Source organism: Vibrio sp. SNU_ST1, from assembly GCF_030563405.1.
Lineage (GTDB): Bacteria > Pseudomonadota > Gammaproteobacteria > Enterobacterales > Vibrionaceae > Vibrio.
This window is the reverse complement of the sequence record NZ_CP130749.1, coordinates 847,338-865,847: the sequence shown is the minus strand read 5'-3', so window position 1 is coordinate 865,847 and position 18,510 is coordinate 847,338. Positions and strand designations below refer to the sequence as shown.

The window sequence follows — 18,510 nt, the reverse complement described above, 5'->3', positions numbered from 1 at the left end:
CGCTCTACATTCGGCCTACTTATCGACGATTCGCATACGTCGTGGCCCTGATGACTTGCGCGACTGCGGTGCCTTATTCGTTAGATGACATCTAGTGTGTCCGCCGCATTAACAGGCTCTCCGCAAGTGGTCTTAACCTATCTCCATCATTAGCGTCTGCAATGACCCGGTGGGTTTAACTCTTTATGCTGCTTAGTTTTTTACTTAAGCAGCATAGTTTTCGTATTCTGTTTGATTGTGTAAAAGCGACCATATAATTCGTGCGTTCTTCGCGGCAAGTGCCACTATTGCTCGGTTCATTCCTCTTCGTCCCAGAACGCCTCTGCACCACTGACTTAACTTATCTTGCTTGTCGCCAAGGTTGGCAATTACGGTCCTTGCGCCATGAACTAATAGTGTTCGTAAGTATTTATCGCCATGTTTGGTTATCCGACCTAAGCGTGGCTTTCCTCCCGTCGAATATTGTTTTGGTACGAGTCCTAGCCAAGCAGAGAAATCACGGCTTTTATCAAATTGAGAGCCGTTACCTATCGAAGCAAGTATCGCAGTAGCGGTTTGCGGTCCAATGCCCCGAACTTTCATCACTCGTTGAACATTAGTGCTGACCTTAGCAAAAGAGTCGAAGACTTGTTCAGTATCGGCGATACGTTGATTCAATTCTCCAAGGTGGTGATAAGCATCGGCTATCACCGTTCTTGCGAGGTGTGGCAGTTCATTTTCTACGTCTTCGAGCATTAAGGGAACCTGTTTCATCAATGAAGAGCGACCAACAGGAATGATTAATCCGAATTCAGAAAGCAGGGCACGCATGCGATTCATAAGCGCGGTGCGTTCACGAACCCAATGCTCTCTTATTCTATGTACCGATAGGATGGCTTGTTGCTCGGGGGATTTTATGGGCACAAAGCGAGTCGATGGACGCTGAACAGCTTCGCAGATAGCGACTGCATCATTAAGGTCGTTCTTCCCTTTAGTTCGATAAGGAACCACGTATTTAACAGCCATAATGCGGGTGTCGTGACCGAGTTTATTGAGTGTTCTTGCCCAATAATGTGCGCCACCACACGCTTCAACGCCTATACGCATGAGTGGCATATTTGCTATTGTAGTCAGTAGTTTAGAGCGGGTTACTGACTTATGAAGTAAGACTTTACCATTTTGGTCTACGGCATGAAGGCTAAAGTGGTTTTTAGCTAGGTCGATACCGCAGAAATAAGAATAATCAGACATGGTGCCTCCGGTGCAATTAAGTACCACATAAGTGTGGCAGACCCTCGGTAGGGGGAATCCATGTCATTCGTTAGCTTTCAATGGGAGACTTCATGGGGCAATTGCAGTTTGATCTATATGAAGAGTTTTCAAAGCTCGAATCTGAGGGCAGACTACCTGTACATCCAAGGCGGTGGCTAAATTCACTCGCTACAAAACCAATGTATCAAAGCCTGTATAAAAAACTAGACATTGAGCCTAAATCAACAGTCATATGGATAGACGGCAAAAAAAGTAAGATAGATTGTTACAGTAAGAAATTATCTAAAAGTTATGCCCTAAAAAGGCATAGCTGCATTTTTACCGATGAAAGTGGGGTTTATCGGTATAGAAACTCAAATTTTGATTGGTTTCCATTGGAAGCGAGAGTCGTTGATCAAATGTGTTTACGAGATAAAACCTTAGATACTGAAACGCAAACCCCTGTTGGGAACATCGATTGCGAGAATGAAAGTACTATTTATGAAGTAAAGCGTAAATCGCATTGGAAGTCTGGGCTTGGACAACTATTGGCGTATTCAGTATTTCGACAAAGCAAGTCTAAGGTTTTGGTATTATTTGATAGTACACAGAAAATTAATATTACGCATGTAGAGAACGTGTGCAAGGAATACGATGTGAAAGTTGTATTTATCGATTGAAAGCTAACAGATAGGATTAAGGTGTTGCGTAGCCAACACTAAATCCCGAGTGTTAAACAAGCCCGGAGCCACTTTATTAAGTAAATTGTACGATTGCATTTGAAGGGCACATCGCTTTGAGGCTTTTCTCAAGGCGAGCTAGGCCAAGGTAAGGTTGCGATAGCAATCTTATCAACCAGTTAGCTTTTTTTCGTTTCTTTCGTCGTCACATCTCTTCTGATTTCGTCAATGCCATTCTCCTTATTATCAATGCCTTTCGGCTACGTGGCTCCGCTCACTTCTACGCATGTCAAAATAGACAACCATAAATTGGGCATCGTGACCGAGTTTATTGAGTGTTCTTACCCAATAATGTGCACCACCACACGCTTCAACGCCTATACGCATGAGTGGCATATTTGCTATTGTAGTCAGCAGTTTAGAGCGAGTTACTGACTTATGAAGTATAACTTTACCGTTTTGGTCTACGGCATGAAGACTAAAGTGGCTTTTAGCTAGGTCGATACCGCAGAAATAAGAATAATCAGACATGGTGCCTCCGGTGCATTTAGGTACCACATAAGTGTGGCAGATCCTCGGGAGGGGGAACCCATGTCATTCGTTATAAATCCGAGTGAAGTTATGAAAAAATCGAAGAATAATTTGCTTCAATTAGAGGAAGCACTAAACCATATTGAGCTACCACGTACCGACAAGGTTATGATTGCAAGCTCGTACTACTCAATATGCATGGAACACTATCGCTCAATTTTAACGTTACTTGAACTTCAGCTTTATAGTTCAGCAAGTGCTCTATTAAGGTGTCTTTTTGAAAGCTATGTAAAAGGTTTGTGGTTTTACTACTGCTCGGATGCAAAAGATATTGATCGACTTAGAAGAGACAAATTTGAAAAGCCATTTGGGGCACTGGTAAGTGAAATCGAAGAGACAAAAGGCAAGGGTCTATCAACAGCCAAGAAACATTTATGGCGAACTTTAAATGGATTAACACACTCCGGGGCAGGGCAAGTTTCACGTAGAATATCTGACGAAACAATCGGTTCAAACTTTGATGAACCGTTTATTGAAGATGTGAAAAGGTTAACAAATAACTATGGTTTGTTGGTTGCCGGTGAGCTAGCGTTAATTAGCAATGACAGAAAAGCTCAAAGTACTGTGCTAGAAGTTCAGGAAGCTTTAGGTTTCGTGAAATTGGATTTATAACGAATAAGGATTAAGGTGTTGCGCAGCCAACACTAAATCCCGAGTGTTGAACAAGCCCGAAGCCTCTTTATTAAGTAAATTGTACCATTGAGTATGAAGGGCGCACCGCTTTGAGGCTTTTCTCAAGGCGAGCGAGGCCAAGATAAGGTTGCGATAGCAATCTTATCAACCAGTTAGCTGTTTTTCGTTTCTTTCGTCGTCACATCTCCTCTGATTTCGTCAATGCTATTATCCATATTATCAATGCCTTTCGGCTACATGGGGCGGCTTACTCCAACGCACGCCATCTCATGTGAACAGCAAGGGCATGTTCTTATCGCTTTGCTCCTTATCGGGACGGTGAGTGGCGGCATCCTATAGACCAAGTTCAATAACAGCAGTTGGATCCGGGCTCTTAAGGCGTACGCTTGACCACGTAAAAATCCGTAGTTTCTTACTCGCTGTAATCCTTTGGGCAGCACGTGCTGCAAAATGAGCAGCAAGAACTTAAGGGTGGGTAAGGTGCGTGTTCGCCATGCATTGGTCTGGCTCTCTTTATAGCGGAACGTGACCGTATCATCGGTGATATGGGTGATGTCTTCATCAGGCAACACTCCACGATAGAGGTAGCGAGCTAAATAGTTGAGCGCCGACTGACCATAGCCAACCTGCCTACAATCGACCACCCATTGTTTGGGAGTAGACGGTCGCTGAACAGCTTCGTAGATAGCAGCAGCATCATTAAGGTCATTCTTTCCCTTGGTTCGATAGGGAGTTACGTATTTAACAGCCATAATGCGGGTGTCGTGACCGAGTTTATTGAGTGTTCTTACCCAATAATGTGCACCACCACACGCTTCAACGCCTATACGCATGAGTGGCATATTTGCTATTGTAGTCAGTAATTTAGAGCGGTTTACTGACTTATGAAGTATGACCTTACCATTTTGGTCTACGGCATGAAGACTAAAGTGGTTTTTAGCTAGGTCGATACCGCAGAAATAAGAATAATCAGACATGGTGCCTCCGATGCATTTAAGTACCACATAAGTGTGGCAGACCCTCGGGAGGGGGAATCCATGTCATTCGTTAAATGGCTATTCGCTCTGGTAATTTCAATATCATTTGAAACTAAAAATTATTGAATAGTAGAATAGTTAGCAATTTTTAGTTGTTATAAATATGTAAACTTTCATTATGGTTTTTCGTTATAAGGGTCGTTTTATTAAATAAAATCAAAAGAAGTAGATTTTAAAATGGGAGTCTATTTTACCAAATAACCTTTGCTCTAACATAAGATGTTCGCTTTCGTATTGATTAAAATTTAACGTTCCTGAATAAGAAAATACTTTAAGCTTAATCGATGATTTTACTACCTCAGAGAAAATTGAGTTCCATGAAGTACTATTAAATGAAGTTTTTTGATGCAAAAGTGATGGTTTGCAACAGATAATATCATCCAAGTTAATGTAGTATATAGTAGTTGCTAATTTCCTGTTGTTAATATCAGAAAAAATACTAATGGAAAATGCTAGCCAACCTTTTGTGGATGTAGATTTCTCCCACCAAAAGTCTAATAAGTTATACATGCTTATATTTTCATCATTTCTTTCATCTGTTTCTGCTTTAGACTTTTTAGACAACAGCTCCAAATATGAAAGAGCATCATTTAAATCATGTGGTAAGTATTTTTTTATTTCTTTGAATAAAGTTGTATTGGTTGTTGATCCAGGTGTAAAATTAACTTCTTCGTTACTTTGCGACTCCCACCCGAGTTTATCCATAGCGGTCGACCAAGAATTGTTATAATTTTTGAACCTGGACTCTAGCGGTTCAATACTTTTTACTTGAGCACGTGCAGAGGCATTAGCAAATATAGTTGTAAATTTATGTGCATCTATCAGAGCTTCTTTTGTGTCTTTTTCAAAAAATGTAAGCATTGCATCAACAACTGATACTGCTTTTAAACTTTTCATAGTCAACCTTAATAATTTAATATTCAAAAGATTATATTTTTGCAAGCATAATCTTTTGATAGGGGCTTCCTTTTCTTCTTAACCCTTTTTTGTAAAAGGTTATAGATCTAACTCGGTTGTATCAATATGTTCTTTAATTTTTTCACCTAATTTATCAGCTAAATCGCTTTTATACGTATTGTAAATATCCATATTTAATTCCATTCTTAAAAACTTTGCTTTCACAAGTAATTCAGCTTCACTATGATCAACAAATAAGCCACGCCATGATTCAGAATTAAAATTGAAGGTATAAAATAGAGAAGTAAAGCTCGCAGTATTGTTACGAACTGATACTTGCCCCATTGCTATCGATGTTTTTTCTACGTCTGTACTTGCACTATTCCACCAAAAAGTACTGAAATTGTGTATACCAGCGCTATCTTCCTGTATCGCATCAAGTAACCCACTAAGTTGTTTTTGTGCGCTTTCTTCCATATATGAATCAAGCAAGCTGTCGACAATTGACTTTGGTGTTATTTCATCTGCATCTTTCTCATATTTTACATCATCTGCTTGAGTAATATTCCAACCTATTTTTCCATATTCACTGGTCAATTTTTCAAAATATGCATCTGAAGTAACATCTTTACTTACTTTTCTGGCCGCTGCCTGAGCAAATGTTGTTGTCATTTGGTATGCATCTGTCATTTCTTTAGTTACATCTTCTGTATATGTAGCTAAAGATGAATCTACTGTACTTGCTAATGTTTTTCCCATGATGATCTAGCTCCTTTATTAAGTTCACAAACAATATAGTCATATTAATTTAGAAAAAACATTACAGCATTATTACACAGAGTATTTATGTACTCGTTTTATAAATGAACAACAAAAGGTTAAATACATAGAGTTTCCGTGTTGCCAACCATGTTGTCATCGAGGAAAATGTATAATATATTTGGTGAAAAACCATCTTTACTCGGTGTAAAGCCATTTAACTAATAAGGATTAAGGTGTTGCGTAGCCAACACTAAATCCCAAGTGTTGAACAAGCCCGAAGCCACTTTATTAAGTAAATTGTACGATTGAATTTGAAGGGCACATCGCTTTGAGGCTTTTCTCAAGGCGAGCGAGGCCAAGATAAGGTTGCGATAGCAATCTTATCAGCCAGTTAGCCATTTTTCGTTTCTTTCGTCGCCACATCTCCTCTGTTTTCGTCAATGCCATTCTCCTTATTATCAAATGCCTTTCGGCTACATGGGTCGGCTTACTCCAACGCACGCCATCTCATGTGCACAGCAAGGGCATATTCTTATCGCTTTGCTCCTTATCGGGGCGGTGAGTGGCGGCATCCTATAGACCAAGCTCAATAACAGCAGTTGAAGTCGAACTCTTAAGGCGTGTGCTTGACCACGTAAAAATCCGTAGTCTCTTACTCACTGCAAAATGAGCAGTAAGAACTTGAGGGTCGGTAAGGTGCGCGTTCGCCATGCATTGGTCTGGCTCTCTTTATAGCGGAACGTGACCGTATCATCGGTGATATGGATGATGTATTCATCAGGCAACACTCCACGATAGAGGTAGCGAGCTAAATAGTTGAGCGCCGACTGACCATAGCCAACCTGCCTACAATTGACCACCCATTGTTTGGGAATGCCACTCGGCAGCCACAGCGTTGGGTGTTGATTAATCGCCTCTAGCATTCTTGCCCGCCAGACTTTGGCCAAAGCAAACGCGTTAAAAAGGTAATGCTTGTTGCCTTTGTGCCACGTTTTCCTTGATGGGTCGTATTGGCCTGCCGCCACAATAATGTGCAGGTGTGGATGCAAGTTTCGTTGCCTACTGTGGGTATGAAGCACGGCTGTAAAACCAAGTTCACCTGGCCGTTGTCGGTTGGCAAAATCCTTTAATACCCCCGAAGCCACCTTAAACATACCGTTATATATCGCTTTAGGTTGTTGCCTTGCTAAGACCCTTAGTTGATACGGTAAAGTGAAGGTCACCATGAAATAGTGAACAGGTAACCGCTTTTGCTGTTGACGTTGTAGCCAGTCAGAAGTGGTGCGTTGTTGGCATTGAGAGCAGTGTCGGTGACCACAAGAAAGCGATAATCGGTCGTCGTGACGACAGTGACTGCAGAACCATTGTGAGCGACCTTGTTGCTCTGTTTTGCACCGCAGCATCGCCCCAATAGCCCGATGCATATCGCCATTCATCTGCGCATAATAGTGACGCTTAAGCGCAGAGTGATGTTGGCGAAGCAGTTCAATGAACGTACTCATTTTATGCTCCCCTTTAAATCCAATGCATTGGTCAATTGGTTGATGGCCATCGCAGCATTGCGTTGCTTTATTTGGGTCATTCGAGTGTAACGGGCTGTGGTATTAAGGCTTGCGTGACCCAGCAGCGTTTGCAGTGAACGCAGGTCGAGCCCTTGCTCAAGCAAGTGCGTTGCAAAGCAGTGTCTGAGAGAGTGGGGGCTGGCGTGTTTTTGGATGTCACACTCATTGAGCACAAGCTTCATGTTTTTTTGAATGCCGCCTCTGTCAATCGGTGCGTCGTCACCTTTTCCAAGCCCGGGAAACCGTAAGCGAGGGTGCTTGTGGCTGAGCCAGTGTGTGCGGAGTGCCTTAAGTGTTCGCAGAGGAAGCGGCACCATTCGGTCTTTGCCGCCTTTTCCTTCGCGTATGTGAACCCGGATCGTTTGGCTGTCGATATCGTGAACCGTAAGGTTGAGTCCTTCTCCAAGGCGTAATCCCATGCTGTAAAGAGTTAAGAAGAAGACTTGATAACGGGCTTGTCGCGTGTGGTTAATCAGCGAGCTGACTTGTTGCGGTGTGAGTATGTCGGGCAGTTTTTTCACTTGTGGCGGCTTCACGATATTGAGCCACTCCCACTGTTTACCCAGTGTGTAGCGATAGAAAAACTGCAAGCCATTACGATCGAGTTTAAAGGTGCTCCACGAGTGGGTTTGAATCAGAGACGCGAAGAACTGTTTGAGGTCGGCCGTGGTTAATGTGTCAGGGACGCGATCGAACTGAGCGGTGATCCGACGAACTGCACGAGAATAGGCATCAACCGTCGCAGGGCGTTTACCTTGCAGCTTTAGATTGGTAAGGTGTTGTTCATAAAGGGTGTTGTAGCGTTCTAAGTCGGTGGAATTCATAAGTTACTCCTGTCAACGACCATCAGGGTGATGGTGTTACAAGAGTATGGCTTGCACTCGCTTTACTCTGCCGCGCAGCGGCTTCGTTCAACAAAGCGCTTAAGGTGGACTAACAAACGTTGAGCATATTTAGTTTGGTTTAGTTTTGTGTTTAAGGTGTTTTAATGAGTGAAGTGTCGGGTTTGTTAGCCACTTAGCTTGGCGTTATGTTTTCAAGGAAAGTATGAGCGAATTATTATTTGGTACAGTTTTAATTACCGAAGGGCCTCATAAGGGAAGAATTGGTAATTATGATGATGATGGATTTGAAGTCGACGAAAGTTTTGAATGGGACTATGAAGAGGATGGTGATCCTGATGACGTTCCTGGGGAAGCGTATGCAATTGTATATTTTGGCTCTCTTGCTGAGTGTCAAGGTTACCTAGAAGTGCCTCATGAATACTTATCTCCAGCAACAACAGAAGATTTAAGAAAAAGAAGAGCTGAATTAAGAAATAAATTGCAAGGCTGGGGGTTATTAGAAAAAGATCTCCCAGATGTTTATGAGTTTACAGAATTACTTTGGGTTGAAAATGAGTTGTATGAAAGAATGATAGATGCACGATATAGGGAGTCAGATGTGGGGAAAAAAATATTTGTATCTCACTCATCAATAGATAAAGGATTTGTCAGAAAATTATGTACCGATTTATCACATTTTGGGCACACTCCTTGGCTAGATGAATGGGAAATAAAAGTTGGCGATTCTATCCCTCATAAAATAGAGACTGGGTTAAACGATGCTGACTTTATAGTTGTTGTGTTGTCTCAAAGTTCTATTGAATCGAAATGGGTTGAGCGAGAGTGGCATGCTAAGTATTGGGATGAAATTGAATCAGGAGAGATTCAAGTTCTTCCTTTGTTAATCGAAGACTGTAAAATCCCTAGCCTTCTGAAAATGAAAAAATATGCTAACTTTTCTCACGATTACAACTCAGGTTTAGATGACGTTCTTGCCGCGGTGAAGTGAAAACATAACAAACTACTATGGCGTCAATAATTAATTTTTGGCGTTGTTTTCATCCCGCATGGTGCCATCTCGCAGCATGGAATTTAAGATCACTACCATCTTTCTGACGCATGCAATGTTTCGCGTGTTATTGGAGCGACACCAATCAGTGATGCCGCTTGTTTATTCGTGATGTAATCAAGTTCAGGTACATTGCTAATTATTGATGCGGCGGCAATGTTTCCTATTCCTGACTCGTTGAACATTAGTGCTGACCTTAGCAAAAGAATTGAAGACTTGTTCAGTATCGGCGATACGTTGATTCAATTCTCCAAGGTGATGATAGGCATCGGCAATCACCGTTCTTGCGAGGTGCGGCAGTTCATTTTCTGCGTCTTCCAGCATTAAGGGAACGTGTTTCATTAACTAATAGCGGCCAACAGGAATGATCAACCCGAATTCAGAGAGTAAGGCACGCATGCGATTCATAAGCGCGGTGCGTTCACGAACCCAATGCTTTCTCATTCTATGTACCGATAAGATGGCTTGTTGCTCGGGGGATTTTACGGGTACAAAGCGAGTGGATGGTCGCTGAACAGCTTCGCATATGGCAACAGCATCATTAAGGTCGTTCTTTCCCTTAGTTCGATAAGGAGTTACGTATTTAACAGCCATAATGCGGGCGTCATGACCCAGTTTATTGAGTGTTCTTGCCCAATAATGTGCACCACCACACGCTTCAACGCCTATACGCATGAGTGGCATATTTGCTATTGTAGTCAGTAGTTTAGAGCGAGTTACTGACTTATGAAGTAAGACTTTACCATTTTGGTCTACGGCATGAAGGCTAAAGTGGTTTTTAGCTAGGTCGATACCGCAGAAATAAGAATAATCAGACATGGTGCCTCCGATGCATTTAAGTACCACATAAGTGTGGCAGATCCTCGGTAGGGGGAATCCATGTCATTCGTTATATGCTTTCGGAGTTTAGCTGCATGGAAGAATTCAAAAAATTAGTGGAAATCACAGAGCTTGATGGGAAGTACCAATCACTTAGTCGACTTACTGGTTATGTACCAGATCTCAAAAAAATTCATGAGGCTCTATCAGAAGTTACTTTAAATGATGAAGTTCCTGAAGATATTAGAGGTCAATTTAATGTAGCGAAAAATATGGGACTCTACTGCTATTTCTTTTACGCACTTGCTCCGGAAGTTCAGCTAAAAACGTATACTATTATCGAATTAGCCTTGCGACTAAAAGCAGAGCAGGCTGGTATTTCTAGACAGAAAAATCGACGACTAATGCTAAAAAAATTGCTGACCCATGCTGTAGATAAAGGTTGGATTACTGATGGTGGCTTTCGACATATCGATAATCCGAACTCAGCTAATGAATGGTGCCGAAGTATGGTTAACGTTATTTCTAGTTTGCGTAACTCACAAGCACATGGCTCAACCTTATTAGTTCCTGACTTTTACCATCACATTTGTGTGTGTGCAGACTTTCTAAATCAGTTGTTCCCTAAACAAGTACGCATATAAACGACTATGGCGTCAATGGCTATTTGGGCGCCATTTATGTTTTACATACCATCACTTTTTAGCTTCAAAGCTTAAGCTGTATAGGTCTTCTATTGCCACAAAGCCAGCAGAAAAACAAAAAGACCAATCCCCAGTGTTACTTTTAGAAGTAAGCCAAGAGGTGCTCCACCTTTTGGCGCTTTGTTACAACATCCCATCATTGATTCCTAATTTGTCGTGAATGTTATATCACCTTAAACCTTTCCCTTACGGTAAGGTCAATGCTTTATTTGTCGTATAATCTGGAATCCGAAAAACAAAAAAAGCGAACCGTTTGGTTCGCCTTTTGTTATGTTTTGCTGCTTAGCGCCGCTACGAATTAATCTTCGTAGTTATCGATGCTTGGGCAAGAACAGATTAGGTTACGGTCACCGTATACGTTGTCTACACGGTTAACAGTAGGCCAGTACTTCGAGTTCTTCGTTGCTTTCGATGGGAAGCAACCTAGTTCGCGAGAGTAAGGGCGATCCCATTCTGCGCCTGAAAGGTCAACTTGTGTGTGCGGTGCGTTCACTAGAGGGTTGTTATCTAGTGGCCATTCACCCGCTTTCACTGCTGCCATTTCGTGACGGATTGCGATCATCGCTTCACAGAAACGGTCTAGCTCTTCTAAATCTTCTGATTCAGTTGGCTCAACCATTAGTGTTCCAGCAACAGGGAAAGACATAGTAGGCGCGTGGAAACCGAAGTCCATTAGACGCTTAGCGATATCTTCTTCGCTGATGCCTGTGTCTTCTTTAAGTGGACGAATATCGATAATACATTCGTGCGCTACGCGGCCGTTAGTGCCACGGTAAAGAACAGGGTAGTGAGGACGTAGTTTTTCCATCACGTAGTTCGCGTTCAGAATTGCTACTTTAGTCGCCTCTGTTAGGCCCGGTTCGCCCATCATAGCGATGTAAGCCCAAGAGATAGGTAGAATTGAAGCACTACCTAAATCTGCTGCTGATACCGCGTAGTCAGAACCTTGCACACCGTTTTCGATGTGACCTGGTAGGAAAGGTGCTAGGTGCGATTTAACGCCGATAGGACCCATACCCGGACCGCCACCACCGTGTGGGATACAGAATGTTTTGTGTAGGTTCAAGTGAGATACGTCTGAACCGATGAAGCCTGGAGAGGTTAGACCAACTTGAGCGTTCATGTTCGCGCCGTCTAGGTAAACCTGACCGCCCGCTGCGTGAACTTGCTCACACACTTCTTTCACTTGCTCTTCGTATACGCCGTGCGTAGAAGGGTAAGTGATCATAATGCTTGATAGGTTGTCTTTGTGCTTCTCGATTTTCGCCGCTAAGTCTGTCATGTCGATGTTGCCATCTTCATCACATTTAACAACCACTACCTTCATAGAAACCATAGATGCCGTTGCAGGGTTAGTACCGTGCGCAGAGCTTGGAATCAGACAAACGTTACGGTGACCTTCACCGCGGCTTGCGTGGTAACGCTGAATCGCGATTAGACCTGCGTATTCGCCAGATGCACCAGAGTTAGGCTGTAGTGAGAAATCGTCGTAACCGGTGATTTCACATAGCTTCTCTTTAAGATCTTTCGCTAGTGCTGTGTAACCAGCCGCTTGCTCTAGAGGTGCGAATGGGTGAATTGAACCAAACTCAGGCCATGTTACTGGAATCATCTCAGCAGCAGCGTTCAGCTTCATCGTACAGCTGCCCAGTGGGATCATGCCGTGCGTTAGTGAGAAGTCTTTGTTCTCAAGCTGTTTTAGGTAACGCATCATTTGCGTTTCGCTGTGGTGCGTGTTGAATACTGGGTGAGTTAGGAACTCTGATTCACGACGGCAGTTTTCTGGAATTGCTGCAAATTCATTTGATGCAATGTCAGAAGATAGTGCTTGAACGTCTTCTTTCACGTCGAAGATTGCGAATAGGGCATTCACGTCGTCGATCGTTGTAGTTTCATCTAAGCTGATACCGATCTTACCATTACCTTCTTTACCTTGAAGTAAGCGAAGGTTGATGTCTGCTGCTTGTGCTTTCGCGTACAGTGCATCTGTCTTCTCTTCAGAGTTGATCGTGATGGTATCGAAGAAGCTGTTGTTCGTTAGCTCGTAACCCGATTTAGTCAGGCCAGCCGCAAGAATAGCTGTCATGTGGTGTGTACGACGAGCAATAGTACGTAGGCCTTCTGCACCGTGGTAAACCGCGTAGAAAGACGCCATGTTTGCTAGAAGCGCTTGAGCTGTACAGATGTTCGATGTTGCTTTCTCGCGGCGGATGTGTTGCTCACGAGTTTGCATTGCCATACGTAGTGCTTGGTTACCGTGCGTATCGATAGAAACACCGATTACACGACCTGGCATTGTACGCTTGTGCTTTTCACGAGTTGCCATGAATGCAGCGTGTGGACCGCCGTAACCCATAGGAACACCGAAGCGCTGAGCTGAACCGATTACTACGTCTGCGCCCATTTCGCCAGCTGGCTTAAGTAGAGCAGAGGCTAGTAGGTCAGTTGCAACCGTTACAAGCGTTTTGTTTGCTTGAGCTTTCGCAATGATGTCAGTTAGGTTGCGAACTTCACCTGTCGTACCAGGGTATTGAACTAACGCACCAAATACGTCTTGCTCTGGAAGTGTTTCAAGAGCACCAACCATGACTTCAAAACCGATGTACTCAGCACGAGTTTTAACAACTTCTAGTGTTTGAGGGTGAACATCGTCAGCAACGAAGAATACTTTGCTCTTGCTTTTACCAGCACGCTTACACAGTGTCATCGCTTCGCCAGCCGCTGTCGCTTCATCAAGAAGAGATGCGTTTGCGATTTCCATACCTGTAAGGTCCATTACCATTTGTTGGTAATTTAATAGCGCTTCAAGACGACCTTGAGAAATCTCTGGTTGGTATGGGGTGTAAGCTGTGTACCAGCCAGGGTTCTCTAAAACGTTACGTAAAATAACGTTTGGAGTGAATGTGTTGTAGTAGCCTTGGCCAATGAAGGTACGTTTCACTTGGTTTAGGTTAGCGATCTCTTTAAGAGAGGTCAGCATGTCCATTTCGCTCAGTGGCGCAGCAAGTGTCATTGGTTTTTCAAGACGGATTTGTGCAGGAACCGTTTCGTCGATCAGTGCGTCTAGGCTAGTCGCGTTGATCGCTTCAAGCATTTTTTGCTGGTCTGCTTTGTTAGGGCCGTTATGGCGAGCAACAAACTCGTTTTGAGTACCCAAGTCTTTCAGTAATTGGCTTTGAAGTAATTCAGTCATGATATGTTCTACTTTCTCTCTGGAGCCGTGAGCTAGCCCCTAAAATTAAGCTGCTCCAAAGAGCAGCTTTATCGTAATGAGGTTACCTATTAATCTTCTTCTACAGAGCTTAGGTATTCTTCCGCATCTTTAAGGTTGTTTAGTTCAGACGCATCAGACATCTTCACTTTAACAATCCAACCACCTTCATAAGGTTCTTCGTTGATTAGCTCTGGGCTATCTTCTAATTCTTCGTTGATTTCTACTATTTCGCCAGAGATTGGTGCGTAGATATCAGAAGCTGCTTTTACTGATTCAACGAGAGAGAAGCTTTCGCCAGCTTCAATTTCGTCTTCAGTGTCTGGCAGGTCAACAAACACAACGTCACCTAGTAGCTCTTGAGCGTGCTCAGAAATACCAATAGTTACAGTACCGTCACCGTTGTCTTTTACCCACTCGTGGCTGTCTGCAAACTTTAGTGTATTGTCCATTGCTTATTCTCCAAAAATTTATGAGGTTTTAATTTAAATCTTAAAATTGGTTTAACGATAAAGAGGGAAGCGTTTGCAAAGCTCTTTAACTTGCTTGCGAACACGTTGCTCAACTTCAGCATTGCCTTCAGGGCTTTCAACTAAGCCATCAAGTACATCACCGATCCATTCACCGATAAGTTTGAATTCTTCAGTGCCAAAACCACGACTGGTTCCAGCTGGCGTACCTAAACGAATACCAGAAGTAATCATAGGCTTCTCTGTGTCGAATGGTATGCCATTTTTGTTACATGTGATCCCTGCACGCTCTAATGCTTCTTCAGTTACGTTACCTTTCAAGCCTTTAGGGCGAAGGTCGACCAGCATTAGGTGCGTGTCTGTACCGCCAGTCACAATGTCACAACCGCGAGTTTGCAACACTTCAGCGAGAACTTTTGCGTTGTCGATCACTGAATCAATATAAGTATTAAATTCTGGGCCAAGTGCTTCGCCAAACGCCACTGCTTTAGCCGCGATAACGTGCATTAGTGGGCCGCCTTGAAGGCCAGGGAACACTGCAGAGTTGATCTTTTTGTTGATGTCTTCGTGGTTCGTCAGAATCATACCGCCACGTGGACCACGAAGTGTTTTGTGCGTTGTTGTGGTAACAACGTGTGCGTGTGGTAGTGGGCTAGGGTGAGCACCTGTCGCGATAAGACCTGCGATGTGTGCCATATCGACCATTAGGATAGCGCCAACTTCGTCAGCAATTTCGCGGAACTTAGCGAAATCAATAACGCGAGGGATAGCACTACCACCTGCAATAATCATTTTAGGTTGGCTTTCGACAGCTAAAGCGCGAACTGCTTCGTAATCGATTTCAAGTGTGTCGCGGTCTACGCCATATTGAACTGCGTTGAACCACTTACCAGACATTGCAGGACGTGCACCGTGAGTAAGGTGACCACCAGCGTCTAGAGACATACCAAGGATGGTGTCGCCAGGTTGAAGTAGGGCAAGTTTTACTGCACCGTTTGCTTGAGCGCCAGAGTGAGGCTGTACGTTTACGTATTCACATTTGAACAGCTGTTTAGCACGTTCAATTGCAATAGCTTCAACGGTATCTACGTGCTCACAACCACCGTAGTAACGACGGCCTGGGTAGCCTTCTGCGTATTTGTTGGTTAGGCAAGTGCCTTGAGCTTGCATTACTGCTTTAGAAACGATGTTCTCAGAAGCAATAAGTTCGATTTGTTCGTTTTGACGAGTGTTCTCTGCTTGGATTCCAGCAAATACGGCGTCGTCAGTACCTGATAGGTTCGTAGAGAAAAAACTGTCTAAGCTGTGGTTTTGGTAAGCGTTCATTGTCGAGACCTTTCATTAAGCTAATGGTGATTGTTTTTATAGTCCATTAGGTCTTACGTTGATTTCTGCATCGGTATCGTTTGCGCTATATAGGTATAGACATACGTTGATTGCGTATTAAATATACTCTTACAGCATCTAAGCGATCGTTGTAGGGTCAATGCAGCACGAATTGGTTCCCAAAAAATCGGGTAAAAAACAGCTCTTACAAATGTTAAATCTATCATTTGCGGCAAGCCGAAGTAGCATCTCTTCATCTAACAAGTCGATAACATAGCTCCGTTAAAATCAATTTTCAACAAAAATTTCCAATAGGAAACAGATTTTCTTGTTTTGCTACGGGGAGCACGCTTTATTTCTCTGTGTGCTCTTTAATCAACAAAGCGCTTTATGCAACAATGAAATTAATAGACAGGAAGTAAAAAATTAATGAGGGAGCTATGTCAGAAGACATTTATGATGAGTACCCATCTTTAACGTTGGCGAAGGAAACGTTAGACCAGAATATTGAACCACTTAGGCTTGGCCAGCGCATTAAAGATATCCGCGGTAAGCTTGGGATTACGCTAGAAGAGGCAAGTCAAAGAACAGGCTTGGCGCGTTCTACGCTCAGTAAAATAGAGAACGAACAGATCTCTCCGACCTTTCAAGCGATGCAGAAATTGGCTATGGGGTTGCAGATAGATATGCCGCAACTCTTTGAACCTCCAAGGAAAAAAGTCGCGACAGGGCGTCGTGATTTAACCAAGGTAGGGCAAGGTAAACCACACCCAACACCAACTTATGAACATGAATTGCTTGCTACAGAGCTCTCTAATAAGAAGATGATGCCATTTAAGAGTCGAGTGAGAGCGCGTACTTTTGAAGAGTATAATGATTGGGTGCGTCACGATGGTGAAGAGTTCTTAATGATCATCTCGGGTGATGTGATGTTTTACTCAGAATTCTACGAACCCGTACCAATGAGTGAAGGCGATAGCATGTATTACGATGCGAATATGGGCCACATGCTGATTTCAACTAGTGCTGAAGATGCACTCATTCTGTGGGTGACTGCAAAATAACTGTAGGTCACTGCAAAATAAGCTAACAAACTTTGAATTTCTTATAGTGAATGCAAACGTTTGCTTTTGTTTTGAACGTTAGCTAATAGACGCGATATTGATGCGAAAATCATCAATATCGCGTTTTTGTATGTATCGAACAATTGTTTTTAAATTGTTAAATGTCACATTTTGAGCTGTTTGACTATTGTTAAGGGTGTAAAACTGACGCAGGCTTGTTTATTATAGTGAACATGGTTTACTCATGTTGATTGAAGTTTACTGAAGTGAATTCTTAGAAAGTGAGTTGTATAGGTTATGTACAGTTATTCATGATTTATAAAGCTAACGATATAAGCCTATATAAAGGACATCACTTTTTACTATCTACTGTTTCTAACGTTAACCAGTATCGTTAGAGGCGACTCTAAATAGAGATATAAGCGGCAGACTCGATTTTGGACAGCCTGCAACGCTTCATGGAGAATAAAATGACTCAAGAACACGCTAATCAAGACCTACTAACAACACCACTGCATGCGCTTCACGTTGAAGAGGGTGCAAAGATGGTTCCTTTCGCTGGCTACGATATGCCAGTCCAGTACCCACTTGGTGTAAAGAAAGAGCATTTACATACTCGTGATGCTGCTGGTCTTTTTGATGTTTCTCACATGGGGCAACTTCGTCTACATGGTGCAAACGCGGCTGCTGTCTTAGAATCTTTGGTTCCTGTAGATATTATTGACCTTCCTTCTGGTAAGCAGCGCTATGCGTTCTTTACTAACGAGCAGGGCGGCATTATGGATGACCTGATGGTTGCTAATTTAGGCGATCACCTATTTGTTGTTGTGAACGCGGCTTGTAAGACACAAGATATCGACCATCTAACGGCACACCTTCCAGCTGACGTCGAGATGGAAGTGATTGATGACCGCGCTCTATTAGCCCTTCAAGGCCCTAAAGCGTCTGAAGTTCTTGCTCGTTTCCAACCTAGCGTTGCAGACATGTTGTTCATGGACGTTCAAAAAGTCGATATCGATGGAGTTGAATGCATCGTGAGCCGCAGCGGTTACACGGGGGAAGATGGCTACGAGATCTCTGTTCCTAACGATCACGCTGAAGCACTAGCACGCAAGCTGACTTCAGAAGCTGAAGTTGAGTGGATCGGCCTTGGCGCTCGTGACTCACTTCGTCTTGAGTGTGGTCTATGTCTATATGGTCATGATCTAGACACAACGACAACGCCAGTAGAAGCCAGCCTTCTGTGGGGTATTCAAAAAGTGCGTCGTACTGACGGTGAACGTGCAGGCGGTTTCCCTGGTGCTGATATCATTCTTGAGCAAATCGCAACGAAAGATGTTCAACGTAAGCGTGTTGGTCTTGTTGGTCAAACTAAAGCGCCAGTACGTGAAGGCGCTGAGCTGTTCGATGCTGAAGACAACAAGATTGGTGTTGTAACAAGCGGTACTGCGGGGCCTAATGCAGGCAAGCCTGTTTCTATGGCGTACGTACGCACTGATCTTGCTGCTATCGGCACTGAAGTATTCGCTGAAGTTCGTGGGAAGAAGCTACCAATGACAGTAGAAAAAATGCCATTCGTACCTCAACGTTACTACCGTGGCTAATCTCTTTTAAGAGAAACTATTAAGCGA

At 43.2% G+C, this 18,510-nt stretch carries 14 protein-coding genes and 4 pseudogenes; 6 read left to right on the top strand and 12 right to left on the bottom strand.

Annotated features, from left to right (window positions below; translation table 11 throughout):
* Positions 1-204: 204 nt before the first annotated feature.
* On the bottom strand, positions 205-1,230 hold the full coding sequence (locus Q5H80_RS18245) for an IS110 family transposase (protein WP_304569215.1): 1,026 nt from the start codon (positions 1,228-1,230) through the stop codon (positions 205-207).
* Positions 1,231-1,322: 92 nt separating this feature from the next.
* On the opposite strand from Q5H80_RS18245, the gene Q5H80_RS18240 reads away from it, so the two are divergent.
* Entirely contained in the window at positions 1,323-1,910 is a 588-nt protein-coding gene (locus Q5H80_RS18240) for a hypothetical protein (RefSeq protein ID WP_304569488.1), read from the top strand.
* A 291-nt stretch (positions 1,911-2,201) separates the two neighbouring features.
* On the opposite strand, the pseudogene Q5H80_RS18235 reads toward Q5H80_RS18240, so the two are convergent.
* A pseudogene (locus tag Q5H80_RS18235) lies at positions 2,202-2,441 on the bottom strand (IS110 family transposase); the annotation flags it as partial.
* Positions 2,442-2,501: 60 nt separating this feature from the next.
* On the opposite strand from Q5H80_RS18235, the gene Q5H80_RS18230 reads away from it, so the two are divergent.
* The gene (locus tag Q5H80_RS18230) at positions 2,502-3,113 is read left to right on the top strand and encodes a DUF5677 domain-containing protein (protein ID WP_304569487.1); all 612 of its coding nucleotides are present in this window, start codon (positions 2,502-2,504) and stop codon (positions 3,111-3,113) included.
* Positions 3,114-3,367: 254 nt separating this feature from the next.
* Here Q5H80_RS18230 and Q5H80_RS18225 read toward each other — a convergent pair whose 3' ends face one another.
* The 5 genes and pseudogenes from Q5H80_RS18225 to Q5H80_RS18205 all read right to left on the bottom strand — a co-directional run bounded on the left by Q5H80_RS18225 (position 3,368) and on the right by Q5H80_RS18205 (position 8,216).
* Positions 3,368-4,111, bottom strand: coding sequence for a transposase (locus Q5H80_RS18225; RefSeq protein WP_304570777.1), 744 nt, complete (start codon positions 4,109-4,111; stop codon positions 3,368-3,370).
* A 216-nt stretch (positions 4,112-4,327) separates the two neighbouring features.
* Positions 4,328-5,068, bottom strand: a complete 741-nt coding sequence (locus Q5H80_RS18220; protein WP_304569486.1) for a hypothetical protein — start codon at positions 5,066-5,068, stop codon at positions 4,328-4,330.
* A 99-nt stretch (positions 5,069-5,167) separates the two neighbouring features.
* Positions 5,168-5,827: a hypothetical protein gene (locus Q5H80_RS18215; protein ID WP_304569485.1), complete on the bottom strand. Its 660-nt coding sequence runs from the start codon at positions 5,825-5,827 to the stop codon at positions 5,168-5,170.
* A gap of 476 nt (positions 5,828-6,303) precedes the next feature.
* A pseudogene (locus Q5H80_RS18210) lies at positions 6,304-7,332 on the bottom strand (transposase).
* Entirely contained in the window at positions 7,329-8,216 is an 888-nt protein-coding gene (locus Q5H80_RS18205) for a site-specific integrase (RefSeq protein ID WP_304569484.1), read from the bottom strand. The pseudogene Q5H80_RS18210 and the gene Q5H80_RS18205 overlap by 4 nt, the downstream one beginning before the upstream one ends.
* 223 nt (positions 8,217-8,439) lie before the next feature.
* Here Q5H80_RS18205 and Q5H80_RS18200 point away from each other — a divergent pair, with 223 nt between their 5' ends.
* Complete coding sequence (locus Q5H80_RS18200) at positions 8,440-9,225, top strand: toll/interleukin-1 receptor domain-containing protein (RefSeq protein WP_304569483.1); 786 nt, start codon at positions 8,440-8,442, stop codon at positions 9,223-9,225.
* A 30-nt stretch (positions 9,226-9,255) separates the two neighbouring features.
* On the opposite strand, the pseudogene Q5H80_RS21155 reads toward Q5H80_RS18200, so the two are convergent.
* Positions 9,256-9,482, bottom strand: a pseudogene (locus Q5H80_RS21155) (transposase); the annotation flags it as partial.
* Positions 9,457-10,104 (bottom strand): annotated as a pseudogene (locus tag Q5H80_RS18195) (IS110 family transposase); the annotation flags it as partial. The pseudogenes Q5H80_RS18195 and Q5H80_RS21155, both read right to left, overlap by 26 nt.
* A 95-nt stretch (positions 10,105-10,199) precedes the next feature.
* On the opposite strand from Q5H80_RS18195, the gene Q5H80_RS18190 reads away from it, so the two are divergent.
* Complete coding sequence (locus tag Q5H80_RS18190; RefSeq protein ID WP_304569482.1) at positions 10,200-10,748, top strand: hypothetical protein; 549 nt, start codon at positions 10,200-10,202, stop codon at positions 10,746-10,748.
* Between the two features lie 358 nt (positions 10,749-11,106).
* On the opposite strand, the gene gcvP is transcribed toward Q5H80_RS18190, so the two are convergent.
* The 3 genes from gcvP to Q5H80_RS18175 form a co-directional block, all read right to left on the bottom strand.
* Positions 11,107-14,001 carry an aminomethyl-transferring glycine dehydrogenase gene (gcvP, locus tag Q5H80_RS18185; protein ID WP_304569481.1) on the bottom strand — a complete coding sequence of 965 codons (2,895 nt, stop codon included), beginning with the start codon at positions 13,999-14,001 and terminating at the stop codon, positions 11,107-11,109.
* Between the two features lie 89 nt (positions 14,002-14,090).
* Positions 14,091-14,471, bottom strand: coding sequence for a glycine cleavage system protein GcvH (gene gcvH / locus Q5H80_RS18180; protein ID WP_009845137.1), 381 nt, complete (start codon positions 14,469-14,471; stop codon positions 14,091-14,093).
* Between the two features lie 51 nt (positions 14,472-14,522).
* Positions 14,523-15,815: a serine hydroxymethyltransferase gene (locus Q5H80_RS18175; protein WP_017097964.1), complete on the bottom strand. Its 1,293-nt coding sequence runs from the start codon at positions 15,813-15,815 to the stop codon at positions 14,523-14,525.
* A 440-nt stretch (positions 15,816-16,255) separates the two neighbouring features.
* On the opposite strand from Q5H80_RS18175, the gene Q5H80_RS18170 reads away from it, so the two are divergent.
* The gene (locus Q5H80_RS18170; protein ID WP_012600696.1) at positions 16,256-16,879 is read left to right on the top strand and encodes a helix-turn-helix domain-containing protein; all 624 of its coding nucleotides are present in this window, start codon (positions 16,256-16,258) and stop codon (positions 16,877-16,879) included.
* 470 nt (positions 16,880-17,349) lie between these two features.
* On the top strand, positions 17,350-18,483 hold the full coding sequence (gcvT, locus tag Q5H80_RS18165; RefSeq protein ID WP_139685130.1) for a glycine cleavage system aminomethyltransferase GcvT: 1,134 nt from the start codon (positions 17,350-17,352) through the stop codon (positions 18,481-18,483).
* The last annotated feature ends 27 nt before the right edge of the window (positions 18,484-18,510 follow it).